The sequence below is a fragment of the Micromonospora sp. NPDC048169 genome, assembly GCF_040652815.1.
In the GTDB taxonomy this organism is placed as follows: domain Bacteria; phylum Actinomycetota; class Actinomycetes; order Mycobacteriales; family Micromonosporaceae; genus Micromonospora.
Window position 1 is genome coordinate 1 of sequence record NZ_JBEZMS010000029.1, and the last position, 21,239, is coordinate 21,239.

Here is a 21,239-nt window from a genome sequence, read left to right on the forward strand (position 1 = left end):
ATCACCCGCTGCCTCAAGCGCTACATCGCCCGACAGCTCTACCGCACCATCACCAACCACCACCGAACCACTTGACAACCCCCACTCACAGATCGCGGGAGCGGGAGCGGGAGCGGGAGCGGGGGCGGGGGCGGAGGGCGGCTAGGAGCAGCGCGGTCAGGAGCAGCGCCGCCAGGACGGCGGGGCCCAGCGTGTTGACAGCGCTCACCAAGGACTGCTGGATAGCGGCTGCGGTGCGGATGACCGGGTCGGTGAAGGCGTCGTAGCGGCCCCGGGCGAGGCGTACCTCGTACCAGCCGTACCAGGCGACGTAGCCGCCCGCGACCACCAGCACCAGGCCGCTCAGCCGCGGCACCCACGCGCCCGCGCCGCGCAGCCGCGCCACCACCCGACCGCGCAGCAGCGCCACGGCGAGCGCGGCCACGCCGACCACGAGCGCCATGCCCAGCGCGTACGCCCCGAACAGCGCCAGCCCGCGCCACGGCGACCCGGCCCGCAGGCTGGTCACCACGATCGCCAGGAACGGCGCGATCGCGCAGGTCAGCGACGTGAGCGCGTACGCCGCGCCGAACAGCGCCATGGACGGCCAGGTGCGGGTGAGCCGGGGCGCGACGCGCAGCGGGCGCGGCGCGGGCAGCCGACGGCCGGCGAGCAGCCAGCACCCGGCCAGTGCCAGCAGCACGCCGAGCGTCACTGTGAGCCACGGCAGCCGGGGCCGCAGCCAGTCCGCCGCCGGTGCCAGGGCCAGCCCGAACGCGCCGAACACCAGCACGTACCCGAGGGTGAGCCCGGCCGTCGCGGTGAGCGCGCGGCCGACCGCGCCGCGCCCGCCGTCGGGGCCGGCGACGAGCAGCGAGAGGTACGCGGGCAGCATCGCGAAGCCGCACGGGTTGACCGCGCCGAGCATGCCGGCGGTCAGCGCGAGCAGCAGCGCGCCGGTCATCCCCGGGCCAGCGTCTCGACCTGCCGGGTCAGCGCCTCGCCGTCCAGGAATCCCTTGTGTACGACCCGGCCGGTGCGGTCCAGGACGACGAACGTGCTCTGCTCGGCCACCTTGAACCGGCGCCACAGCGCGCCCGCCCGGTCGTCGATCTGTGTCGTGCCGCCCAGGTCGAACTCGGTGACGAACGACTTCATGGCCTTCTGCTCGCCGAGCCCGGCGACGCCGACGATCGGGACCGTGTCGCGGTAGGTGGGGGCGATCTCGGCCACCGTCCACGCCTGGCTCGCGCAGGTGGCGCACCAGGGCGCCCAGAACCAGAGCACGACCGGCCGCCCGGCCAGGGCGGCGGCGTCGAACGCCGTACCGTCGAGGGTCTTGCCGGTGAACGACAGCGCGGCCGGCACCGGGGCCGGTGACGCGGACGCCGGGCCGGACGGCGTCACGGTGGCCCGGGGTGCGGCGGTGGACGCGGGGGCCACCGCGCCCGCTGCCGCGTCGGGCTCCGGTCCGGCGGCGCAGCCGGTCGTGGCGGCGAGCACAGCGGTCAGTACGGCGGCGGCTGTGACACGGACGGCGGTACGCATCGGCGGCTCCTGGCTATTCGGCCCGGACCAGCCGGAGCGCGAGTTCGGGACAGACCTTTACCGCCTTGAGCGCTCCCTCGCGCAGCCACGTCGGCACCGGGGTGGGCGGGAACGCCGGGTAGCCGTTGCCGTCGAGCCGGATGAAGTCCGGCACCACATGCGCGCACAGCCCGTGCCCGTCGCAGCGCGACCAGTCCAGGGTGAGCTTCTGCGGGTTGGCGTCGGGCGCGCCGGGCAGCCCCATCATGCCCTTGACCCGCTTGCCGCAGCCCTCGCCGGTGGCGTGCAGCCGCAGGTCGTCGGCGAACACCTCCATGGCCGACAACGCGAACCGGGCGGTGCCGTCCGGGTGGCTGCACGCGCCGCGGCCCTTGACGTCGCCGGCCGCGGCCCGGACCAGCTCGACCGGGGCGCTGCCGGAGACCGCGAGGTCGACCGAGCGGGCCAGGTCGGGCAGGCCCATCTTGCACGGGCCGCACTGCCCGGCGGACTCGCCCGCGAGGTACCGCACCACCTGCGCGGCCTCGCCCAGCGGGCAGGTGTCGGCGCCCAGCGGCACGATGATGCCGGCGCCGAGCGTGCCGCCGACGGCGGTGAGCCCCTTGCGGGACACCTCGGCCCGCTCCGCCGCCGCCGAGGTGATCCACTTGCCGTGGTAGCCGCCCATCAGGATGCCCGGGCCCGGCGGCACCTCGCACAGGTCGAGGATCTCCCGCAGCGGGGTGCCGGCGGCGCACTCCACCACGGCGGGGCGCTTCGCCGAGCCGGTGACGGTGAGCAGCACGGTGCCCGGCTCGTCGTCGGTGCCGAGCGCGGCGTACTCGTACGGGCCGATCCGGGCGGCGACGGCGAGCTGGGAGTACGTCTCGGCGTTCGACAGCAGCGTGGGCAGCCCGCCGACGCCGGAGTCGCTGGAGCGCTTCTTCGTGCCGGGCGGGATGTGCGGCAGGCCGTTGATGCCGTTGACGAGCGCGCCGCCCTCGCCGGAGATGAACCGGTGCGGCACCGTGACGATCGTGGTCGGCACCGGCATGCGCCGTTCCTGCAACGCCTCGGCCAGCGAGGGGCGGCCCACGTCGTCGTCGGCGACGCCGATCACGATCTCCTCGGCGTCGAGCGCGAACGCGGCGAGCGCGGCGCCGTCCAGGATGAGGTGCGGGGCGCGGGTGAGCAGCACCTTGTCCTTCCAGCTCGCCGGCTCCCCCTCGGTGGCGTTCACCACCACCACGGCGCCGAGGTCCTGCCGCTCGCAGGACTCCAGCACGGCGCGCAGTTTGCGGGCGAACGGGAAACCGGCGCCGCCCTTGCCCTTGAGGTCGATCGCCTCGGCGAGCCGCAGCAGCGCCGCCGGTTCCATCGGGCCGATCGGGCCGTGCACCTCCTCGTGGGCCAGCAGGTCGAGCCGGCCGAACTCGGCGAAACCGGCGGTCAGGCGGGGCTCGCCGACACAGGCGACAGGTGGGATCGTCGCGCGCTTCACCGGGCCTCACCCCGCAGTCCGGCCCAGTACGCGCCGTCGACCGCTTCCGCGTCGGCCCGCTTGCGGCGGCCGGGCCGGCTCTCCTTGCCCGCGCGCATGGCGCGGCGAGAGGCGAGGTCGACGAGCGTCGGGGTGTCGTCGACGAACGCCTCGTCGGCGGCGTAGCGGGCCGGCGGGCGCCAGTAGTCGGGCTCCTCCGGCACGTCCTCCTCGTCCCGGTAGCGCCGGCCGGACCCGCTGAGCGGCTCCGCCGAGAGCGGGGTGCCGGAGATCGGGCCGGCCGAGATCGGCTCGCCGGAGACCGGGCGGGTCTCCCAGCGGCGCGGGCTGTCCCAGGGCTCCTCCGGCTCGTCGCCGGCGCGCGGCGGCGCGGAGTAGCGGGCCACCTCGGAGGCCGTGGCGTACCGGCCGCCGTCCGGGGGCGCGGAGTGGCGGCCACCGGTGTCCGGCGGCGCCGAGTGCCGGCCGCCGCTCTCCGGCGGCGCGGAGTACCGGGCGACCAGGTCCTCGTCGTCGCGGGAGCGGCGGGCCACCCGCTCCTCGGTCCGGGACCGGCGGGTCACACGCTCCTCGTCGTCGCGGCGACGGCGGCGGGCGGGCGCCTCCTGGGTGCGGGCCCGCCGGGTGGGCGCGTCCGGCTCGGCCTCGCGCCGCCGGGCGGCGGCCGCGCGGACCGGCTCGCGCAGGGATCCGGGTTCCGGCACCACGGGTACGGCGAACCGCTCCGGATCGCGCCGCCGGGCGGTGCCTGCCGGTGCGGTCCAGGTGGCGCTCGCCTCGGCCCAGCGGCCCCGGCCGGCTCCGCTGTCCTCCTTGTCGGCGGCCTTCTTGCGGGTGAGCGCGGCGAACACGCCGGTACGCTCCTCGCCCTTGCCGGCCATCGCCTTGTTCAGCGCGACGGCCTGGTGCTGCTCGCGGCTGCGCTTGCCGAGGTGGACCGAGACGCGCACCAGCAGCGCCATCACCACCAGCAGCACGCAGGCGAGGTAGCTCAGCACCACCCAGGCGGCGGCGGGCCGGCCGGCGTTGAGGCCGTGCACCAGCGCGAACGGCCAGGACACGTACGCCATCGAGTGCAGCGCGCGCCAGAACCACCTCGGACCGACTCCGGCGAACCGGACCCGGATCAGGCCGGTCCAGAGCACGCCCACCATCAGCAGCGCGGCGACGGTGCCCAGTCCGATGTAGAGTCCGCTGCCGCTGAGGAACGGCACCACCGCGTCGGTCGGCCCGGCCCGGCCGATCGCCACCTTGGTGATGACGTGGAAGACGAGCCCGGCGACGCCGAGCACGCCGGTGGCGCGGTGTGCCGACTGGAGCAGCACGCGGTGCCGGATGAGCAGCACCAGGCGGTCGGTGGCGAGCAGGCCCAGCATCACTGTGATGCTGAGCGAGACCAGGGCGACCACCCCGGCGAAGAACTCGGTGAAGAAGAATCCGTACGAGTACATGACGCCGCCGGCGCCGGCCAGTTCCACACCGGCCCACGCGAGGCCGAGCGCGGAGGCGGTCAGTGCCACCATCGCGGACTTCGACATCGTCCGGGCACCACGGCTGGTGGTGGTGGTCCGGACGGTCGTCGCCTTCTCGTTCTGCTGTGCCCGGGCCATCTGCTCCTCGATCGTCTCGCGGCGGCGCCCCCACCGGCCGACCCTGCTCCCACCTCAGGTACGGAGGGACGGCGCGCACGGATCACCTCCGGTGGCGAATTTCTCGGCCGGATTCTCGAACCGTCCGGACCGGACGCGCGTGTAGCGACCGACGCAGCGACGGATGCCCATACGTTGACAGCTCTTGCAACATTCTCGTAACCTTGCCGCAAACTTTCAGGTCGGCTGCAAGAACCCGGCACTGATACAGGCTCCACTCCCCCGCATCCCCCGCAACCCGCAGGAGTCCTGATGCATCGACGCCGATGCCGCGCCGCAGCGCTCGCCCTGAGCCTGGCCGCGAGCCTGCTCGTCCCCCTCACCGCGGCGGCACCCCCGGCCGCCGCCGCCACCCCGGGCACCAAGAAGGTGATCGTCCAGCTCTTCGAGTGGAACTGGACCTCGGTGGCCGCCGAGTGCACCAGCACGCTGGGCCCGAAGGGCTACGGCTACGTGCAGGTGTCCCCACCCCAGGAGCACGTCAACAGCAGCCCGTGGTGGGTGTCGTACCAGCCGGTCAGCTACCGGATCGAGTCCCGCAAGGGCACCCGCGCGCAGTTCCAGTCCATGGTGAACACCTGCCACGCGGCGGGCGTCAAGGTGATCGTCGACGCCGTGGTCAACCACATGTCCGGCCAGGAGAACGGCGGCACCGGCTGGGCCGGCTCGTCGTACGGGCACTACAACTACCCGGGCGTCTACTCGGCGCAGGACTTCCACTACTGCGGCCGCAACGGCAACAACGACATCGCCAACTACAACGACCGGTACGAGGTGCAGAACTGCGAGCTGGTCAACCTCGCCGACCTCAAGACCGAGTCGGAGTACGTGCGCGGCAGGCTGGCCGCGTACCTCAACGACCTGCTCTCGCTCGGCGTCGACGGCTTCCGCCTCGACGGCAGCAAGCACATGCCGGCCGCCGACATCGCCGCGATCAAGGCCAAGCTGAACCGCGGCGCGTACCTGGTGCAGGAGGTCATCTACGGCGCCGGTGAGCCGATCCAGCCGACCGAGTACACCGGCAACGGTGACGTGCACGAGTTCCGGTACGGCAAGGACCTGGCCCGGATGTTCAACAACGAGCGGCTCGCGTACCTGAAGAACTTCGGTGAGTCCTGGGGCTACCTGTCGAGCGCCAAGGCGGTGGTCTTCACCGACAACCACGACACCCAGCGCGAGGGTGGCGTGCTCACCTACCGCAACCGTGGCACGTACGCGCTCGCCAACGCGTTCATGCTGGCCTGGCCGTACGGCACCCCGGCGGTGATGTCGAGCTTCACCTACAGCGGCCGGGACCAGGGCCCGCCCTCCGACGGCAGCAACCGGATCACCAACGTCACCTGCTACTCGGGCTGGGAGTGCGAGCACCGCTGGCCGGTCATCGCCAACATGGTCGGCTTCCGCAACGCCACCGAGGGCGCCGGGGTCTCCAACTGGTACGACAACGGCTACCAGCACATCGCGTTCAGCCGTAGCGGCAAGGGCTACCTGACGATCAACGACGAGGACAGCGCGGTGAACGGCCGGTCGTACTACACCGGGCTGCCGGCGGGCCGCTACTGCGACGTCGTCCACGGCACGTTCAGTAACGGCTCGTGCAGCGGCCCGGTGATCACCGTGGACTCGTCCGGCTGGTTCGCCACGAACGTGGCCGCGCACGACGCGATCGCCATCCACGTCGGCGCGAAGCTGAGCTGAGCCGATCCGGCGCGGAAGCCCTCGTACCCGCAGTACCGGGTATGAGGGCTTCCGTTCCGTTACAGTCGGTTTCGTGCTGTTCGACCGGTTTGCCACGCGCCGGCCTCCCGGCTGGCTGATCGCCGCGCTCGCCGTACCGCTGCTGCTCGTCACCGCGCTGCTGGTCGGCCGCGCGCTCACCGTCACGCCCGAGCCCCCGTCCGCGCCGCCCGCCGCCGCGCCCCCGGCCACGACCGCCGCTCCGAGCCCGTCGCCGCTGGAGTCGGTGCCACCCGCCGCGCCGGCGCCGGACGACCTGCCGGTGGTCACCTACGACCCGGCCCCGCGCGGCTTCCCGCCCGACCCGGACCCGGCCGACACCCGCCCGCTGAGCGAAGGGCTGCGCCCCAACCGGAACGTGGCCGCCTACGACGCGCCGGGCGGGCGTCCGCTGGCGTTCCTCGCGCCGACCGTCAGCGGCGTACGGCTGACGGTGCCGATCGTCGACCGCCGCGCCGGCTGGACCGCGGTGCTGCTCCCGTCGGCCAACCGCACCATCGCGTGGCTGCCGTCCGGCGGCTGGACCACTGTGGCGCTGCGCGACCAGATCGTGGTGGAGCGGCGCACCCACCGCCTCACCTGGAGCCGGGACGGGCGCGCGATGCGCACCTGGCCGGTCAGCCTCGGCATGTCCGGGCAGCTCACCCCGCTCGGGCGCACGTTCGTGCTGGGCCGCACGCCACCCCCGCAGGCCGTCTACGGCGGTGTCGACATCTTCGCCCTCGGCGCGATCCCCGACGACCCGGACGCGGTGCCGACCGGCCTGCGCGGGGCCCACATCGGACTGCACAGCTGGTACAACGACGACACGCTCGGCAAGAACGTCACGAACGGCTGCATCCGGCTGACCCGCAGCGCCCAGCGCCTGCTGCTGACCGAGGTCGAGCCGGGCACCGCCTTCGTGGTCGTGGACCGCCTGCCCTGACCGGGCTCAGCCCAGCAGCCAGCCGTCGGCCCGGATCCGCTCAGGCCGTCGCGCCGCCGTCGATCGCTATCGACGCGCCGGTGATGTGCCGTCCGCCGGCACCCACCAGGTGACTGACAGTCGCCGCCACGTCTTCCGGCTCCGCGTACCGGCCGAGGGCGATGTGCGACCGCTGCCCGTCCGCGCCCGCGCTGTCCGCCGGGTTCATGTCGGTGTCGGTCGAGCCGGGCAGGATCAGGTTGACGGTGATCCCGCGCGGACCGAGCTCCCGGGCGAGCGCCCGGGTCAGCCCGTTCACGGCGCTCTTGGTCATCGCGTACGCGCTCACCCCGGGAGCCGGGACACGGCTGGCGAAGCTGCTGCCGATGTTGACGATCCGCCCACCCGCACCCATGTGGCGTACCGCCGCCTGGGTGACGAGGTAGACCCCGCGCACGTTCACCGCGATCGCCCGGTCCAGGGCGTCGAGGCTGACCGACTCGATCGGCCCACCCGCGAACACCCCGGCGTTGTTGACCAGGATGTCCAACCGCCCCAACTCGGCGACGGTCCGCTCCACAGCGTCGACCACGGCCGTCGCGTCGGTGCTGTCCGCGTTGATCGCCAGGCCGGTCCGGCCGTACGCCTCGATCTCGGCCACCACGGACTTCGCGCTGTCCTCCGCGGTGCGGTAGGTGAACGCGACGTGGATGCCGTCCTCGGCCAGCCGGCGCACGACGGCGGCACCGATACCCCGGCTCCCGCCCGTCACCAGGGCGACCCTGTCGGCAAGTCTGACCGTCATGTCGTCATCCTGACAGTCGACTCAGGACAGCGATCATCCGGGTCTCCGGCCCGTTTCCCGTCTGTTCGATCAGACAGGATTGCCGGCACCCAGGCCGGGTACGCGCGGGCCGTCCAGCGGCGAAACGGGGAGACTAGACATGAGCGCACCGACGGGACGGGTCGACACGATAGTGCTCATCCACGGGCTCTGGATGACCTCGCGGAGCTGGGAGCACTGGGCGCAGCGGTACGCCGGGCGCGGCTTCCAGGTGCTCACGCCCGCCTGGCCCGGCATGGACCGCGAGGTGGAGGAGCTGCGGGCCGACCCGGCCCCGATCGCCGCGCAGCGCATCGCCGACATCGCCGACCACTACGAGGCGATCGTCAGGGACCTGCCGCGCCCGCCGATCATCATGGGCCACTCGTTCGGCGGCCTGATCGCCCAGTTGCTGGCGGACCGGCGCCTCGGCGCCGCCGTGGTCGCCGTGCACCCCGCGCCGGTACGGGGCGTGCTCAAGCTGCCGCCGAGCACGCTGCGCTCCGGGTACTCCATCCTGCACAACCCGGCCAACCGGCACCGCGCGGTGCCGTTCACCCCGGAGGACTTCCGGTACGCCTTCGGCAACACCATCAGCCAGGAGCAGTCCGACGCGGCATGGCAGCGGTACGCCGTACCGGGCGCCGGGCACGTGCTGTTCGAGGCCGCGTTCGCCAACCTGGACCCGAACTCCGCCACCGAGATCGACAAGAAGCGCAGCGACCGCGCCCCGCTGCTGATCACCGCGGGCGGCGAGGACCACGTGGTGCCCGCGTCGCTGGCCAGCAGCATCGCCAACCTCTACCGGAGCTCCACGGCGCTCACCGGCTACCGGGAGTTCCCCGGCCGGTCGCACTTCGTCGGCGGCGAACCGGGCTGGGAGGAGGAAGCGGACTTCGCGCTGGAGTGGGCGGTCGAGGCGGCGAACGAGTTCTCCCCGACCGTGGTCGCCGAGGCCCCTCGACGGCGCTGACCACGCCGGAACCATCGCTCGCTCGCGTAGATATCAAAATCTGCCCAACTTGATATCATCGACTCGTTCGACTGGCCGGACGAGGAGGCGCAGCGTGTCCCGAACCATCCTTGACGTCGATGACGAACTCCTGGCCGAGGCCGCCGAGATCCTCGGCACCGGCACCAAGAAGGCCACTGTCAACGCCGCGCTTCAGGCAGTGGTCAACCGGGAGAAGCGCCGGGAGTTCGCCGAATGGCTCAAGAGCGGCGGCCTGCCGGACCTCACCGACCCGCAGCAGGCGTCGAAGCCCGAAGCGGCATGACGCGGGAGCGCTACCTTCTCGACAAGTCCGCGCTGGCCAGGTGGCCGAAACCTGCCGTGGCAGCCGTCCTGGACGAGTTGTCCGAGCGCGGTCTGCTGGCGGTCTGTGGGGCGGTCGAGATCGAGGTGGTGCACAGCGCCCGCTCGGCCACGGACGCGAAGCGCGCGCGATGGCTGCTCCGCGGCTTCGACTGGCTCGCCATGCCCGACGACATCTGGGATCGGGCGATCGACGTCCGGGTGCAGGCGCTGCACAAGGGCAACCACCGCGCGCTCTCGATGGCCGATCTGCTGATCGCCGCGACGGCCGAACGGCATGGCGTGACCGTTCTGCACTACGACGGCGACTTCGATCTGATCACCGCGATCACCGGCCAGCCGACCACGTGGGTCGTCCCGGCCGGAAAGGCCGACTGACCGACTCCGGCCCTCACTCCCACGAGTCGGAGATGTCGAGGACTTCGAGATCGGGTGGGGCCGCTGCCGCCACCGTCTCGGCGTCCCGCGTCACCAGGTAGCAGCGGTAGAGCACGGCGGTGGCGACCGCATGGGCCACGTCGAGCGGCACCTTCCGGCTCGCCGCGATCCGGGCCACCCGCCGGCTGGTCGGGCCGTCGTAGACCGCGATCCGGATGTCCCGGTCCGTGTCGAGGAGCAGATCGAGCAGGTCGGCGGCCGGAGTGCCCGCGACCTGAAGCTGCGCCTGCCCGAGGCAGAGCGCCGGGATCCACACCTCCTGCTCGGGATCCTCCTGCGCGAGGGTCAGCAACGCGCCCGGTTCGACGCTGTCGCCCGCGGCGTACGCGAGCAGTGCGGACGTGTCCAGGACGAGCCCGTTCACGCGGCGGCCACCCCGTCACCGTCCCCGAACTGGCGCAGCCACTCCATGTTCCGTTCGTGCTGCTCGTCGCTGATCGGTGGCTGTTGGGCCAGCCTCCGGCGGGCCCGCTCGACGTCCTCGTCGGTCACCACGTAGCCGTGCTCGGCCCATCGAGCCCGCAGGCCGTCCGCGCGCATCTTGCGACGGAGCACGTCGGCGATGAAGCCGGACGTCGTGCCGTGCGACCGCTCGACGTACTCGGCCACGTCGTCGGGCAAACTGATCGTGATGCGCCGCGTCATACTCTCACCATAGCTCGTGCATACTCCGCTTGCGGTGCGGCACGCGGGTGTCGTCCGACCCTGCTCCGGCGCATGCTCATCGCGGCCGGAACCGCCGGGAACACTCACCGTCGTGTCCGGGCCGGAGCAGACACCGTTGCCCGCCGGGCAGCAACCGGTCGCAGAACACCCAGTGGCGGACGTTCTGGTCGTCCTCCGCCGAGACGGTGGTGCCGCCCGGCTCGGTCTGCGGCAGGACATGCGTCCAGTGCGCCACCACCCGCGCCAGCCGCTGAGCGGAGAGCAGGTCGTTGACGACGACCGGCAGGTGGATCACCCAGCGCTCGGTCACCTGTCGTACCCCCGTTCGCTGCGGGCCCGGGCCTGCTCCGACTGCCAGCGGCGAAGCGCGTTCTTGATCCGGTCTGTCTCCCGGCGGCTCTGCGCCAGCGCGTCGTAGACGGCGGCCAGGTCACCGGCGACCCGGTCGAGGAACTCCCGCACCTCCTGCGGGTCGAGCCCGCGCCGGCCCAGCGGGGTCGGCCGGAAGCTCCGCTCACGGACCTGCCACGGGCGCAGGGGTTGGTAGGCGGACGAGCGGTAGCAGGTCGATCCGAGGACCGACCGCCGGCGACGCCGGACACGCCGGAGGAAGACGCGCATGACAGGACCTGCCTCTCACCGTCGAGATCGAGCCGTGGAAGGGGCGGGTCCGTCGGCCCGCCCCGCACCGGCGGACCCACCCCGGGCACCTGCCACCGCAGCCTTCGACCAGCAGTACGTCAGCAGGGCTCACATGGCCATTGAGCAGGAGAACTCCACAGTGGCCGCAGGGGAAGTGAAGCACCGCATCTAGTCAAATGCAACGTCTAACAGAGAGCGTCCTACTAGAGCCACATGCATTTAGTAGAACTCAGCGTGACGTGTCTATTGTTTCTGATACATCAGCGGCGTTTAATTGAACGGGGGCGCGTCAACTATGACCTGACCATCGGAGGCAGGGGTGTCACAGGCCGTAACGGGATCGACCATGCTTCGGCGACAGCTGGGCAGGAAACTCGAATCCCTCCGCAAGGCTGCCGGGCTGACGATGGAGAAGGCCGCCGAGGAACTGGACCGGGCGAGGGCAACCCTCTATCGCATCGAGAGCGGCGCCGAGAACGTCCGGTTCCGCGCGGCGGACGTCAAGGAGATGCTCAAGCTCTACGGCGCTTCGGAGGAGGACGGCGAACTGGTTCTCGCCATGGCATCGGCCACGCGAGAAAACAAGAACTGGTGGCACGACTACATCGGCTCGGGCCTTCCGCGCTGGTTCCAGCTCTACATCGGCCTTGAAGCAGCGGCGTCCAGCATCCGGCAGTACCAAGCCGAGTTGGTTCCCGGCCTACTCCAGACGCGCGCCTACGCCGAGCAGCTCTTCCGGATGCCCGGCGGCGCCATCGAGGCAGGTGACCGCGAGGGCCAAGAGCGAGCCATCCAGCTCCGCGTGGAGCGGCAGGCACTTCTCACCCGCTTCTCCGCCCCACAACTCAGCGTGATAGTCAACGAGGCGGTGTTGCGGCGTCCGGTTGGTGGAGCGACCATCATGACCGAGCAGCTACATCAGATCCTGAAGGCCGCAGAGCTACCCAACGTAACCGTGCAGGTTCTAGCTTTTTCTTCCGGGCTGCACGCCGGAGCGATGGCCGGGGCTTTCTCGATCCTGGAATTTCCGCGAGACAGCAGCGGCAAGGAGGTGGAACCGCCGGTGACATACCTGGAAGCCGCTACCGGTGCCATCTACCTCGACAAGCCACACGAGACCGACGCCTACAACACCATCTGGACTGACATAGCGAGCCGCGCGCTGAGCGAGTCCAAGTCGAAGAGCCTGATCCAGCATGTCGCAGAGGAGTACTCCCGTGCCTGACCTGACCGGCGCCGTCTGGCGCAAGTCGACCCGCAGCAACAACGGCGGGGAGTGCGTGGAGGTGGCCGACAATCTCCCCGACGTGGTCGGCCTGCGCGACAGCAAGAACCCCGCTGGCCCGGCCCTCGCTTTCCCGCCGGGCACTTGGGCCGCCTTCATCCGGGCCGTCAAGAGCGAGACGCTGAGCCGCTGACCGTTGCCCGCGCCGACACCGGAGCGGCGGCATCATGATCTCACCGGAGTCAGGCTCAGAGCGTGTCATAGACATCGCCACGATGGCCGAGGTGAACCACGAGGACGATCAGTTCACGATCGCGGACGGTGTAGATAATGCGGTAGTCACCGACCCGGATGCGCAGTAGACCGGGATGCCCGGCTAGCGCCTTCACCCCGGCCGGACGGGGCTCGATGGCCAGCGAGGCGACGGCGTCGACAAGGCGGGCCTGCACGGGTCTATCGAGCTTGCGCAGCAGCTTGGCAGCGGCTCGATCGACCCGGACGGCGAAGACCGGCTCCGGTGGCAGCGTCACAGGCCGAGCTCGTCGCGCAGGTCGGCCAGCGGGACGGGGGTGTCGCCGGCGTCGATACGGGCCAGGGCATCGCGGGCCGCCGAGACATCTGCGGCGTCCTCGGCTCGCTCGATCGCTTCGGCAAGCTCGGCGGGGACGATGGCCGCCAAGCGCTGCCCCCGGCGGGTCACGTAAGTGATCCGCCCGGCGTAGTGGGCACGTGACACGACATCCGCGAGGCTGTCTCGGGCATCGGAGATCGGCAGTTCGGCGGCGGGCTCGCTCATATCCCGATTGTACAACTCGTACGACTCGTACGAGTGCAAAGTGCCGCCTGCTGGCTCTGGTGTGCGGGTGGGTGCGCCGGGTATGACGGAAACATGAGGGCGAGTTTCCGGCTGGGCCGGATTGCGGGTGTACCGGTCGGCGTCAACTGGAGTGTCCTGGTCATCTTCGTGCTGATCGCGTGGGCGCTGTCGGCCAGCCTGTTCCCGGCCTCGTACCCCGGTCACTCCCCCGTCGCCTACGTCGCGGCCGGCCTGGCCGCCGCCGTGGTCTTCTTCCTCGGCCTGCTCGCCCACGAGGTGGCGCACGCGGTCGTCGCCAAGCGCAACGGCATCGAGGTCGAGGGCATCACGCTGTGGCTGTTCGGCGGCGTCGCCGAACTGAAGGGCGAGGCGAAGGACCCGGGCGCCGAGCTGCGGATCGCCGGGGTCGGGCCACTGGTCAGCCTGATCATCGGCGTGGTCTTCGCGGCGATCGCGGTGGCGGTCGCCGCCGCCGGCGGGCACGGCCTGCTGCTCGGCGCGCTGGCGTGGCTGGCAGGCATCAACGTACTGCTGGCGATCTTCAACGTGCTTCCCGCCGCCCCGCTGGACGGCGGGCGGCTGCTGCGCGCGGCGGTCTGGAAGTTCACCGGCGACCGGACCAAGGCGTCGGTGGTGGCGGCCCGCGCGGGCTGGGTGCTCGGCGTCGTGCTGATCGGGCTCGGGCTGTGGCGGTTCTTCACCGGCGCCGGGTTCGGCGGGCTGTGGCTGGCGCTGATCGGCTGGTTCCTGCTCGGCGCCGCCGGCCAGGAGGAACGCGCCGCCCGGATGGGCGACGCGCTGCGCGGCATCCGGGTGGGCGACGTCATGACACCGCAGCCGCAGACCGCGTCCGGCGACCTCACGGTGGCCGACTTCGTCGACCACTACCTTTTCGCGTACCGGCACTCGGCACTCCCGCTCACCGTCGACGGCAGGCCGGTCGGTCTGGTCACGCTCGATCGGGTACGCGGCATCGCGGCGGACCGCCGCGCCTCGACCACGCTGGCCGAGGTGTCCTGCCGCGCCGACGAACTGGTGCTCGCCCGCCCGGACGAGCAGCTCACCGACCTGCTGCCCCGCCTCAACGAGTGCACCGACGGCCGGGCGCTCGTGGTGATCGACGACCAGCTTGTCGGCATCGTCTCGCCCAGTGACATCAGCCGGGCCGTGCAGCGCGGCAGCCTGCGCCAGCAGGTACCGGCCGGGCGCTGACCTCAGTCCCGGGGGAAGTAGCGGTCCATCTCGGCGGTGCGGAACTTCCCCTTCGGGTCGAACTCGCGCAGCAGCGCGGCGAAGTCGGCGTGCCGGGGGTACGCGGCGGCCGGATCGCGCTCGAACAGCTTGCCCCAGTGCGGGCGCGGCGCGAACGGGGCGAGCCGCTCCTCCACCTCGGCCAGCACCGGCGCCACAGCCACCGGGTCGCCGATCCAGGTGAAGTGCAGCGCCAGCGAGTCGCGCCGGAAGTTCGGGCTCAGCCACAGCTCGTCGGCGGCGACCGTACGCAGCTCACAGATCTGGAGCACGGCGGCGATGCGGTCGGCGACCGGATCGAGCGCGGCGAGCGCCGCCGAGGCGTCGGCGCGGGCCACGTGCCACTCGGACTGCAACTCGTCACCGCTGCTCGGGGTGAAGCCGAGCCGGAAGTGCGGCAGCCGCTCGTGCCACGGCCCCGGCTCACCGAGCTGAGCGGTGCAGTGCTCCGGTGACATGCCGGGCACCGGGTGCCGGGGCGAGTCGGCGGCCACCGTGTCCAGCCAGTCGGCCGGCGGCGGCGGCTCGTCGGCGTGCTGCTTGACCCACACCTGGTCGAAGCGCTCCGAGCGCCACGAGGTGAAGACGCTGACGCTGTACGCGGCGTCGAGCGCCTCGTCCAGCGCCGCGCGGGGCAGGCCGAGGCGGACGTGCTGACGCACCGCGTACGTGGGCACCACGTCGAGCGTGAGCCGGGTGACCACGCCCAGCGCGCCCAGGTTGACCACCATCCCGGCGAAGCGCGGGTCACTACGGTCGACGGTGATCAGGTCGCCGTCGGCGGTGACCAGTTCCAGCGCGGCGACGGCGGCGGCGAGGTTGCGGTTGCGCGCGCCGGAACCGTGGGTGGCGGTGGCGACCGAGCCGGCCACCGAGATGTGCGGCAGCGACGCGAGGTTCGCCAGCGCGTACCCCTGGGCCTGGAGCGCGGTGGCCAGGTCGCCGTAGCGCATCCCGGCCGCGACGGTGACGGTGCCGCGGTCGGGGTCGAGCGCGACGGTGGGCGGCAGGCCGTCCAGCGCGATCTGGGTGCCGGTGGTGTCGCCGAGCCGGTTGAACGAGTGGCCGGTGCCGACGGCCCGGACCAGGTCGGCCTCCGCGACCAGCCGCCGCAGTTCGTCGGTCGAGGTCGGCCGCGATCGGGTACGCGCCGACCAGCTGACGTTTCCGGCCCAGTTGGTCTCCGTCATGCGCTGCATCATCCGCCATCATGCGCCGGCAGGGTTGCCCCGGCCACTCGGCGGGAATCCTGGCGGGATGAGCAGCTACCGCGACCCGAGCCTCCGCGGCGACGTGTACCCGTCGGAGGAGGAGATCGACCCGACCGGCGTGGACCCCGACGCTGCGGAGATGCCGCCCGCCGGTGTGGGGCCCGCCGCTGCGGAGATGCCGCCTGCCGCTGTGGGGGTGGTGCCCGCCGCGACCGCGCCGGTGCCGGGGCCCACGCCGGAGCCCGAGCCGGTCCCGGTGCCCCACCCGGGGCCGCCGCCACGCCAGGCCTCCGGCCGGTCGATCGTGACCCGGCACCTGGACGGCTCCGTCGAGGTGGTGACCGACCTGGACGGCGACGGCGTGGCCGACGTGGTGCAGATCGACCTGGACGGGGACGGTGTGCCCGACGTGACGTACCTGGACAGCGACCGCGACGGCCGCCTCGACACCGTCCGCCGCGCCACAACAAGCTGACCCGCCCGAAACTCACGCGACTCGGCGACGATCTTGGAGTTCTGGCGCCCACACCGTTGATCATGCAGTTGCTGCCCCGACAAGAGCCGTAAATCCGGCACCGAAAGGGCCGCAACCGCAAGATCGCGGGGTTTGTGGGAGTCGCGCGGGAGCGCCTCCCGTAAAGCGAGATTGTTGTTCCGCAAGGTGGGATAGATGGAGATCTTGGCATGAAAGGGCCCCTATGGGGGCCGTTTGGTACCAAGATCTCGACGGGAACCGGGAGGCGGGACGGGGGGCGGGCAGGGGCCGGGTCAGAGCTGGGGCATGACCTCGGCGGCCACCAGCTCCAGGTGGTCCAGGTCGGTCAGGTCCAGCACCTGGAGGTAGGCGCGCGAGCTGCCCGCCTCGGCGTACCGGCTGAGCGTCTCGACCACCTCGGCGGGCGTGCCGGCGGCGCCGTTCGCGCGCAGCTCCGCCGGGTCGCGCCCGATCGCCTCGGCGCGACGCTTCACCTCGGCCTCGTTCCGGCCGCAGCAGAGCACGAGCGCGTTCGACCAGATCATCGTCGACGGGTCCCGGTCGATCGCGGCGCAGGCGTCGCGTACCCGCCCGAACTGCGTGACGGTGTCCTCGACCGAGACGAACGGCAGGTTGAACTCGTCGGCGTACCGGGCGGCCAGGCGGGGCGTGCGCTTCGGTCCCATGCCGCCGAGCAGGATCGGCGGGCGGGGGCGCTGCACCGGCTTGGGCAGCGCGGGCGAGTCGCTGACCGGGTAGTACGTGCCGGGGAAGTCGAACGTGGCGCCGTCCGGGGTGGACCAGAGCCCGGTGATGACCGCGAGCTGTTCCTCCAGCCGGTCGAACCGCTCCCCCAGCGGCGGGAACGGGATGCCGTACGCGGTGTGCTCCTCGGCGTACCAGCCGGTGCCGATGCCCAGCTCGACCCGGCCGCCGCTCATCTGGTCGACCTGCGCCACGGTGATCGCCAGCGGGCCGGGCAGCCGGAACGTGGCGGCTGTCATCAGCGTGCCGAGCCGGATCCGGGTGGTGTCGCGGGCCAGGCCGGCGAGCGTCGTCCAGGCGTCGGTCGGGCCGGGATCACCGCTCACCGAACCCATCTTCAGGTAGTGGTCGGAGCGGAAGAACGCGGCGAAGCCGGTCTCCTCCGCGCGGCGGGCCACGGCGAGGAGCTGGTCGTATGTGGCGCCCTGCTGGGGCTCGGTGAAGATCCGCAGTTCCATCCCCCGAGCATAGGGAGCCGGCCGGCGCGGGGCAGCGCCACCTTTGATTCCTTGCCGGGCATATAACGGATGCGGCATATTGAAGTCGTGACCGTCGACGCCTTCGCCGTGCTGGCCGAGCCCGCCCGGCGCCGCATCCTGGACCGGCTGCGCCGGGCGGAGAGCAGCGTCGGCGAGCTGGTGGACGCGCTGGGCATGAGCCAGCCGGCGGTCTCCAAGCACCTGCGCGTGCTCCGCGACGCCGGCCTGGTCACCTGCCGCACGGCCGCGCAGCGGCGGATCTACCGGGTCGACGTGGCGCCGCTGCGGGCAGTGGACGACTGGCTCGGGCCGTACCGGTCGATGTGGACCGCGCATCTCGACGCCCTGGAAAGCCATCTCGACAGTCAGGAGTGACAGATGGACCGCGACTCGTTCCGTCCCGGCCCGCTCGCCCGGGTGGCGCTGACCCCCGAAAACGAACTGATCTTCGTCCGCGCCCTGCGGCACCCGCCGGAGAAGGTGTGGGCCGCGCTCACCGACCCGGAGCAACTTGCCGGGTGGGCGCCGTTCCTGGCCGACCGCGGCCTGGGCCGCACCGGCGACGCCGTGCTCAGCACCGTCGACGGCGAGCAGACCCACCCGGCGCCGGCCCGGGTGCTGCGCGCGGACCGGCCGAACCTGCTGGAGTACACCTGGGGCGACGACCTGCTCCGCTGGGAGCTGACCGCGACAGGCGACGGCACCACGCTGACGTTGCGGCACCGGGTCGCCCGGCCCGACCTGGCCCCGTCGATGGCCGCCGGCTGGCATCTGTGCCTGGACGTCGCCGCCCATCTGCTCGACGGTGACCCGGTCGGCCCGATCCGGGGCGCGGAGGCGAAGGACTTCGGCTGGGCGGAGCTGCGCGACGCGTACGCCGAACGCCTGGACCGCGACTGACGCACTCCCGCGCGGCTCGTCCTACCCGTCGAGGTGGTCGGCGGGGGCGGTCTGCAGCAGCCACGCGAGCGGCATCCGGGCGTGCTCGGCGTACCGGCCGTCGCCGGTGAGCTCGTGGAGCGTGACGGTCTGCGCGCCGTCCCGCTCCACGACCCAGTAACGCGGGATGCCGGCCGAGGCGTACTCCCGGGCCTTGGTCGCCGAGTCCATGGTCTCCGAGCCGGGCGAGACGATCTCGACCACCAGCACGAGGTCGGCCACGGCCGACCAGACTCGACGGGCGGGCGGCTTCCGCCACACCGTGATGTCGGGAATCCGGCCACCGTCACCGCTGGGCCCGGGCACCCGAACGCCGACGGCCTGGAGCACCTGCTCGGCAGGCCAGCCCGCCATGATCAGCCAGGCGAAGATCCGGCTCGCGATGATGGCGTGCTCCGAGTCGGGCGGCGGCATGACCGACAGAACCCCCTCGGGGCTGGTCTCGTAGCGGTGACCGTTCGGGTCGACGGCGTTCATCTTCGCGACGTCGTCGAGCGTCACGACGGCGGGCATGTGCATGCCGACTGCCTCAGCGCTCATGACGCCATCCTATGGCAGCAGCCGGCATCACCGCGGCATCCAGCCCGTCACGCGGTCCGGCGGCGCAGCCACCCGGCGGCGCCGCCGACCAGCGTCGTGCCGATGGTGGTGCCGATGGCCACCAGCGCCGCACCGACCGCCCACAGGCCGGTGTCGTCTGTCGAGGCGGCGTGCACCGCCCACGGGACGGTGAACGCCACTGTCATCACCGTCCCCACCAGCCAGACGTTCAGCCACCAGCCGCCGACAGCGGCCAGCGCGCACAGGGTCAGCACCGCGGCGGCGACCTGCCAGACCGCGTACGGCCCGCTCATGTCGCCCGTCTCCGGGTCCGTGGTCCAGCCTGATTCCCAGCTCAGCCAAGCCGCCCAGGCACCGGCCGTGGCGAGCGCCAGGAACAGACCGCCGAGCAGCGTACGTCTCCTTGTCACGCCTCCGATCCTGCCCGGTCGGCGGCCCGCGCGAATGAGCACGCGTACTCGATTCCGGCAGCGCACACGGCCGTGTGCGCGGCGTGTGCGCCGGGTGCCAGCGGCCCCGGTCATCGTCGGCGTCATGAGTTACGCATTCGAAGCGGAGGGCCTGGTCAAGCGGTTCGGTACGACCACCGCGCTGGCCGGGATCGACCTCGCCGCACGCCGGGGAACCGTGCTGGGGGTGCTGGGGCCCAACGGCGCCGGCAAGACCACTGCGGTACGGATCCTCGCCACACTGCTGCGCCCGGACGGGGGACGCGCCACCGTCGGCGGCCACGACGTGGTCACCGACGCCGCCCGGGTACGCCGGCTGATCGGGCTGACCGGCCAGTACGCCTCGGTCGACGAGGACCTGACCGGCACCCAGAACCTGGCGCTGATCGGCCGCCTGCTCGACCTGAGCCGCCGCGAGGCACGGGCGCGGGCGGCGGAACTGCTCGCCTGGTTCGGCCTGACCGACGCGGCCGGGCGACCGGCCAAGACGTACTCCGGTGGCATGCGCCGTCGCCTGGACCTGGCCGCGAGCCTGGTCGGCCGGCCGGAGGTGATCTACCTGGACGAGCCGACGACCGGCCTGGACCCGGCGAAGCGGGAGGAGATGTGGGGCGTGGTCCGTTCGCTCGTCGACGACGGGTCGACGGTGCTGCTCACCACGCAGTACCTGGACGAGGCCGACGCGCTCGCCGACGAGATCTCGGTGATCGACCACGGGCGGGTGATCGCGCACGGCACGCCCGGCGAGCTGAAGCGGATCGCCGGCAGTCAGACGATCGTGGTCCGGCCGACCGATCCGGGCCGGATCGGCGCTGTCGCCGAGATCCTGCGCGTCAGCACCGGGGCCGATCCCGAGCTGCCCCGGCCGGGCCTGCTCACCGTGCCGGTGGACAGCGACGCCACGTTCCCGACTGTGGTGCGCCGTCTCGACGAGTCCGGCATCGGGGTGGCGGAGCTGGCGCTGCGGCTGCCCAGCCTCGACGAGGTGTTCTTCACGTTGACCGGCCACGGTGCCGAGGAGTCCACGGAGGTGGCGGCATGACCACGACGACCCGCGCGGCGGCGACGCCGTCCCGGACCGGCACCGCCCACGTCGCCGGCCGCCCGTTCGGGCTGTTCCGGCACAGTCTGGCGCTGGCCGGCCGCAGCCTGGTCAAGACGGTACGCACCCCGGAGCAACTGCTGGACGTCACGCTCCAGCCGATCGTCTTCGTGCTGATCTTCGTCTACCTGCTCGGCGGCGCGGTCGCCGGCTCACAGCACGAGTACCTCCAGCTCCTGCTTCCCGCGATCATGGTGCAGACCGTGCTGTTCGCGTCCATCGCGACCGGCGTCAGCCTCAACACCGACGTCGAGAAGGGCGTCTTCGACAGGTTCCGCAGCCTGCCCATCGCCCGGTCCGCGCCGCTCGTCGGCTCGGTGGTCGGCGACCTGGTCCGGTTCGTGGTCTCCATCGTGGTGCTGCTGGGCTTCGGGTACGCGCTCGGCTTCCGGGTCGGCACCGATCCGCTGTCCGCGCTCGCCGCCTGCCTGCTGACCATCGGGTTCGCGTTCGCGGTCAGTTGGATCGGTGTGCTGCTCGGCGTGGTGATGCGCAGCCCGGGCGCCGTGCAGGGCACCGCCTTCCTGCTGCTGTTCCCGCTGACCTTCGGCACCAACATGATGGTGCCGACGGACACGCTGCCCGGCTGGTTGCAGTGGTGGGTCGGGGTCAACCCGGTGGCCGACGTAATGGAGGCGACCCGGGGCCTGATGATCGGTGGTCCGGTGGCCGGGCCGGTGAGCCGGACGCTGCTCTGGACCGTGGCGATCATCGCGGTGTTCGCGCCGCTCGCCGTCCGCGCCTACCGCCGCCGCGCCTGAGCAGACCGCACCGGCCCGGACCG

At 72.1% G+C, this 21,239-nt stretch carries 28 protein-coding genes; 13 read left to right on the top strand and 15 right to left on the bottom strand.

Going from position 1 to position 21,239, the window contains the following annotated elements:
- Window positions 1-85: 85 nt before the first annotated feature.
- The 4 genes from AB0D28_RS22300 to AB0D28_RS22315 are packed head-to-tail and all read right to left on the bottom strand — an operon-like array spanning window position 86 to window position 4,617.
- A complete protein-coding gene (locus AB0D28_RS22300; protein WP_357388534.1) occupies window positions 86-943 on the bottom strand; it encodes a cytochrome c biogenesis protein CcdA in 858 nt (285 codons plus the stop codon).
- Window positions 940-1,527, bottom strand: coding sequence for a redoxin family protein (locus AB0D28_RS22305; protein ID WP_357388536.1), 588 nt, complete (start codon window positions 1,525-1,527; stop codon window positions 940-942). Before AB0D28_RS22305 ends, AB0D28_RS22300 begins: the two co-directional genes overlap by 4 nt.
- Before the next feature lie 13 nt (window positions 1,528-1,540).
- The gene (locus AB0D28_RS22310) at window positions 1,541-3,007 is read right to left on the bottom strand and encodes an NADH-ubiquinone oxidoreductase-F iron-sulfur binding region domain-containing protein (RefSeq protein WP_357388538.1); all 1,467 of its coding nucleotides are present in this window, start codon (window positions 3,005-3,007) and stop codon (window positions 1,541-1,543) included.
- A complete protein-coding gene (locus tag AB0D28_RS22315; RefSeq protein WP_357388540.1) occupies window positions 3,004-4,617 on the bottom strand; it encodes a hypothetical protein in 1,614 nt (537 codons plus the stop codon). The genes AB0D28_RS22310 and AB0D28_RS22315 overlap by 4 nt, the downstream gene beginning before the upstream one ends.
- Window positions 4,618-4,908: 291 nt before the next feature.
- On the opposite strand from AB0D28_RS22315, the gene AB0D28_RS22320 reads away from it, so the two are divergent.
- Together AB0D28_RS22320 and AB0D28_RS22325 are read left to right on the top strand one after the other, a co-directional pair.
- The gene (locus tag AB0D28_RS22320; protein WP_357388542.1) at window positions 4,909-6,354 is read left to right on the top strand and encodes an alpha-amylase family protein; all 1,446 of its coding nucleotides are present in this window, start codon (window positions 4,909-4,911) and stop codon (window positions 6,352-6,354) included.
- A 73-nt stretch (window positions 6,355-6,427) separates the two neighbouring features.
- On the top strand, window positions 6,428-7,318 hold the full coding sequence (locus AB0D28_RS22325; RefSeq protein ID WP_357388544.1) for a L,D-transpeptidase: 891 nt from the start codon (window positions 6,428-6,430) through the stop codon (window positions 7,316-7,318).
- A gap of 40 nt (window positions 7,319-7,358) precedes the next feature.
- Here AB0D28_RS22325 and AB0D28_RS22330 read toward each other — a convergent pair whose 3' ends face one another.
- Window positions 7,359-8,102 carry a 3-oxoacyl-ACP reductase family protein gene (locus AB0D28_RS22330; RefSeq protein ID WP_357388546.1) on the bottom strand — a complete coding sequence of 248 codons (744 nt, stop codon included), beginning with the start codon at window positions 8,100-8,102 and terminating at the stop codon, window positions 7,359-7,361.
- 139 nt (window positions 8,103-8,241) lie between these two features.
- On the opposite strand from AB0D28_RS22330, the gene AB0D28_RS22335 reads away from it, so the two are divergent.
- From AB0D28_RS22335 to AB0D28_RS22345, 3 genes are all read left to right on the top strand, one after another.
- On the top strand, window positions 8,242-9,093 hold the full coding sequence (locus tag AB0D28_RS22335; protein ID WP_357388548.1) for an alpha/beta fold hydrolase: 852 nt from the start codon (window positions 8,242-8,244) through the stop codon (window positions 9,091-9,093).
- Between the two features lie 94 nt (window positions 9,094-9,187).
- Window positions 9,188-9,397, top strand: coding sequence for a type II toxin-antitoxin system VapB family antitoxin (locus AB0D28_RS22340; protein ID WP_357388550.1), 210 nt, complete (start codon window positions 9,188-9,190; stop codon window positions 9,395-9,397).
- A complete protein-coding gene (locus AB0D28_RS22345; protein ID WP_357388552.1) occupies window positions 9,394-9,813 on the top strand; it encodes a PIN domain nuclease in 420 nt (139 codons plus the stop codon). The genes AB0D28_RS22340 and AB0D28_RS22345 overlap by 4 nt, the downstream gene beginning before the upstream one ends.
- 13 nt (window positions 9,814-9,826) lie before the next feature.
- On the opposite strand, the gene AB0D28_RS22350 is transcribed toward AB0D28_RS22345, so the two are convergent.
- The 4 genes from AB0D28_RS22350 to AB0D28_RS22365 all read right to left on the bottom strand — a co-directional run bounded on the left by AB0D28_RS22350 (window position 9,827) and on the right by AB0D28_RS22365 (window position 11,160).
- Window positions 9,827-10,237, bottom strand: a complete 411-nt coding sequence (locus tag AB0D28_RS22350) for a PIN domain-containing protein (RefSeq protein ID WP_357388554.1) — start codon at window positions 10,235-10,237, stop codon at window positions 9,827-9,829.
- Window positions 10,234-10,518, bottom strand: a complete 285-nt coding sequence (locus tag AB0D28_RS22355; RefSeq protein ID WP_357388556.1) for a hypothetical protein — start codon at window positions 10,516-10,518, stop codon at window positions 10,234-10,236. The genes AB0D28_RS22350 and AB0D28_RS22355 overlap by 4 nt, the downstream gene beginning before the upstream one ends.
- A gap of 76 nt (window positions 10,519-10,594) precedes the next feature.
- On the bottom strand, window positions 10,595-10,849 hold the full coding sequence (locus AB0D28_RS22360) for a hypothetical protein (protein ID WP_013287870.1): 255 nt from the start codon (window positions 10,847-10,849) through the stop codon (window positions 10,595-10,597).
- Window positions 10,846-11,160, bottom strand: coding sequence for a DivIVA domain-containing protein (locus AB0D28_RS22365; RefSeq protein WP_357388558.1), 315 nt, complete (start codon window positions 11,158-11,160; stop codon window positions 10,846-10,848). Before AB0D28_RS22365 ends, AB0D28_RS22360 begins: the two co-directional genes overlap by 4 nt.
- A gap of 367 nt (window positions 11,161-11,527) precedes the next feature.
- Between AB0D28_RS22365 and AB0D28_RS22370 the strand changes: the two genes are divergently transcribed.
- Both AB0D28_RS22370 and AB0D28_RS22375 read left to right on the top strand, forming a co-directional pair.
- Entirely contained in the window at window positions 11,528-12,406 is an 879-nt protein-coding gene (locus AB0D28_RS22370; protein WP_357388560.1) for a helix-turn-helix transcriptional regulator, read from the top strand.
- Entirely contained in the window at window positions 12,399-12,599 is a 201-nt protein-coding gene (locus AB0D28_RS22375) for a DUF397 domain-containing protein (protein WP_357388562.1), read from the top strand. Before AB0D28_RS22370 ends, AB0D28_RS22375 begins: the two co-directional genes overlap by 8 nt.
- Before the next feature lie 55 nt (window positions 12,600-12,654).
- On the opposite strand, the gene AB0D28_RS22380 is transcribed toward AB0D28_RS22375, so the two are convergent.
- Window positions 12,655-12,936: a type II toxin-antitoxin system RelE/ParE family toxin gene (locus AB0D28_RS22380; RefSeq protein ID WP_357388564.1), complete on the bottom strand. Its 282-nt coding sequence runs from the start codon at window positions 12,934-12,936 to the stop codon at window positions 12,655-12,657.
- Window positions 12,933-13,202 carry a type II toxin-antitoxin system prevent-host-death family antitoxin gene (locus tag AB0D28_RS22385; RefSeq protein ID WP_174361730.1) on the bottom strand — a complete coding sequence of 90 codons (270 nt, stop codon included), beginning with the start codon at window positions 13,200-13,202 and terminating at the stop codon, window positions 12,933-12,935. Before AB0D28_RS22385 ends, AB0D28_RS22380 begins: the two co-directional genes overlap by 4 nt.
- 93 nt (window positions 13,203-13,295) lie before the next feature.
- On the opposite strand from AB0D28_RS22385, the gene AB0D28_RS22390 reads away from it, so the two are divergent.
- Window positions 13,296-14,435, top strand: a complete 1,140-nt coding sequence (locus AB0D28_RS22390; protein ID WP_357388567.1) for a site-2 protease family protein — start codon at window positions 13,296-13,298, stop codon at window positions 14,433-14,435.
- Window positions 14,436-14,437: 2 nt separating this feature from the next.
- Here AB0D28_RS22390 and AB0D28_RS22395 read toward each other — a convergent pair whose 3' ends face one another.
- Window positions 14,438-15,664, bottom strand: coding sequence for an FAD-binding protein (locus AB0D28_RS22395; RefSeq protein ID WP_357388569.1), 1,227 nt, complete (start codon window positions 15,662-15,664; stop codon window positions 14,438-14,440).
- A 67-nt stretch (window positions 15,665-15,731) separates the two neighbouring features.
- On the opposite strand from AB0D28_RS22395, the gene AB0D28_RS22400 reads away from it, so the two are divergent.
- The gene (locus AB0D28_RS22400) at window positions 15,732-16,160 is read left to right on the top strand and encodes a hypothetical protein (RefSeq protein WP_357388571.1); all 429 of its coding nucleotides are present in this window, start codon (window positions 15,732-15,734) and stop codon (window positions 16,158-16,160) included.
- A 293-nt stretch (window positions 16,161-16,453) separates the two neighbouring features.
- On the opposite strand, the gene AB0D28_RS22405 is transcribed toward AB0D28_RS22400, so the two are convergent.
- On the bottom strand, window positions 16,454-17,383 hold the full coding sequence (locus AB0D28_RS22405) for an LLM class F420-dependent oxidoreductase (protein ID WP_357388573.1): 930 nt from the start codon (window positions 17,381-17,383) through the stop codon (window positions 16,454-16,456).
- A gap of 87 nt (window positions 17,384-17,470) precedes the next feature.
- Here AB0D28_RS22405 and AB0D28_RS22410 point away from each other — a divergent pair, with 87 nt between their 5' ends.
- Window positions 17,471-17,779 (top strand): metalloregulator ArsR/SmtB family transcription factor, encoded by a 309-nt coding sequence (locus AB0D28_RS22410; protein ID WP_357388575.1) that lies wholly within the window; start codon window positions 17,471-17,473, stop codon window positions 17,777-17,779.
- 3 nt (window positions 17,780-17,782) lie between these two features.
- Entirely contained in the window at window positions 17,783-18,304 is a 522-nt protein-coding gene (locus tag AB0D28_RS22415) for an SRPBCC family protein (protein ID WP_357388577.1), read from the top strand.
- 21 nt (window positions 18,305-18,325) lie between these two features.
- Here the strand turns inward: AB0D28_RS22415 and AB0D28_RS22420 are convergent, their stop codons facing one another.
- Together AB0D28_RS22420 and AB0D28_RS22425 are read right to left on the bottom strand one after the other, a co-directional pair.
- Window positions 18,326-18,883, bottom strand: a complete 558-nt coding sequence (locus AB0D28_RS22420; RefSeq protein WP_357388579.1) for a Uma2 family endonuclease — start codon at window positions 18,881-18,883, stop codon at window positions 18,326-18,328.
- Window positions 18,884-18,930: 47 nt separating this feature from the next.
- A complete protein-coding gene (locus AB0D28_RS22425) occupies window positions 18,931-19,314 on the bottom strand; it encodes a hypothetical protein (protein ID WP_357388581.1) in 384 nt (127 codons plus the stop codon).
- Window positions 19,315-19,438: 124 nt separating this feature from the next.
- Here AB0D28_RS22425 and AB0D28_RS22430 point away from each other — a divergent pair, with 124 nt between their 5' ends.
- Together AB0D28_RS22430 and AB0D28_RS22435 are read left to right on the top strand one after the other, a co-directional pair.
- Complete coding sequence (locus AB0D28_RS22430; RefSeq protein WP_357388583.1) at window positions 19,439-20,395, top strand: ATP-binding cassette domain-containing protein; 957 nt, start codon at window positions 19,439-19,441, stop codon at window positions 20,393-20,395.
- The gene (locus AB0D28_RS22435) at window positions 20,392-21,216 is read left to right on the top strand and encodes an ABC transporter permease (protein ID WP_357388585.1); all 825 of its coding nucleotides are present in this window, start codon (window positions 20,392-20,394) and stop codon (window positions 21,214-21,216) included. The genes AB0D28_RS22430 and AB0D28_RS22435 overlap by 4 nt, the downstream gene beginning before the upstream one ends.
- The last annotated feature ends 23 nt before the right edge of the window (window positions 21,217-21,239 follow it).

Coding starts and splice junctions, on each gene's coding strand:
- AB0D28_RS22345 (WP_357388552.1), top strand. CDS start 9,394: ATGACGCGGGAGCGCTACCTTCTCGACAAGTCCGCGCTGGCCAGGTGG.
- AB0D28_RS22430 (WP_357388583.1), top strand. CDS start 19,439: ATGAGTTACGCATTCGAAGCGGAGGGCCTGGTCAAGCGGTTCGGTACG.
- AB0D28_RS22415 (WP_357388577.1), top strand. CDS start 17,783: ATGGACCGCGACTCGTTCCGTCCCGGCCCGCTCGCCCGGGTGGCGCTG.
- AB0D28_RS22335 (WP_357388548.1), top strand. CDS start 8,242: ATGAGCGCACCGACGGGACGGGTCGACACGATAGTGCTCATCCACGGG.
- AB0D28_RS22365 (WP_357388558.1), bottom strand. CDS start 11,160: ATGCGCGTCTTCCTCCGGCGTGTCCGGCGTCGCCGGCGGTCGGTCCTC.
- AB0D28_RS22315 (WP_357388540.1), bottom strand. CDS start 4,617: ATGGCCCGGGCACAGCAGAACGAGAAGGCGACGACCGTCCGGACCACC.
- AB0D28_RS22435 (WP_357388585.1), top strand. CDS start 20,392: ATGACCACGACGACCCGCGCGGCGGCGACGCCGTCCCGGACCGGCACC.
- AB0D28_RS22420 (WP_357388579.1), bottom strand. CDS start 18,883: ATGAGCGCTGAGGCAGTCGGCATGCACATGCCCGCCGTCGTGACGCTC.
- AB0D28_RS22390 (WP_357388567.1), top strand. CDS start 13,296: ATGAGGGCGAGTTTCCGGCTGGGCCGGATTGCGGGTGTACCGGTCGGC.
- AB0D28_RS22320 (WP_357388542.1), top strand. CDS start 4,909: ATGCATCGACGCCGATGCCGCGCCGCAGCGCTCGCCCTGAGCCTGGCC.
- AB0D28_RS22355 (WP_357388556.1), bottom strand. CDS start 10,518: ATGACGCGGCGCATCACGATCAGTTTGCCCGACGACGTGGCCGAGTAC.
- AB0D28_RS22405 (WP_357388573.1), bottom strand. CDS start 17,383: ATGGAACTGCGGATCTTCACCGAGCCCCAGCAGGGCGCCACATACGAC.
- AB0D28_RS22400 (WP_357388571.1), top strand. CDS start 15,732: ATGAGCAGCTACCGCGACCCGAGCCTCCGCGGCGACGTGTACCCGTCG.
- AB0D28_RS22300 (WP_357388534.1), bottom strand. CDS start 943: ATGACCGGCGCGCTGCTGCTCGCGCTGACCGCCGGCATGCTCGGCGCG.
- AB0D28_RS22385 (WP_174361730.1), bottom strand. CDS start 13,202: ATGAGCGAGCCCGCCGCCGAACTGCCGATCTCCGATGCCCGAGACAGC.
- AB0D28_RS22370 (WP_357388560.1), top strand. CDS start 11,528: ATGCTTCGGCGACAGCTGGGCAGGAAACTCGAATCCCTCCGCAAGGCT.
- AB0D28_RS22330 (WP_357388546.1), bottom strand. CDS start 8,102: ATGACGGTCAGACTTGCCGACAGGGTCGCCCTGGTGACGGGCGGGAGC.
- AB0D28_RS22305 (WP_357388536.1), bottom strand. CDS start 1,527: ATGCGTACCGCCGTCCGTGTCACAGCCGCCGCCGTACTGACCGCTGTG.
- AB0D28_RS22395 (WP_357388569.1), bottom strand. CDS start 15,664: ATGACGGAGACCAACTGGGCCGGAAACGTCAGCTGGTCGGCGCGTACC.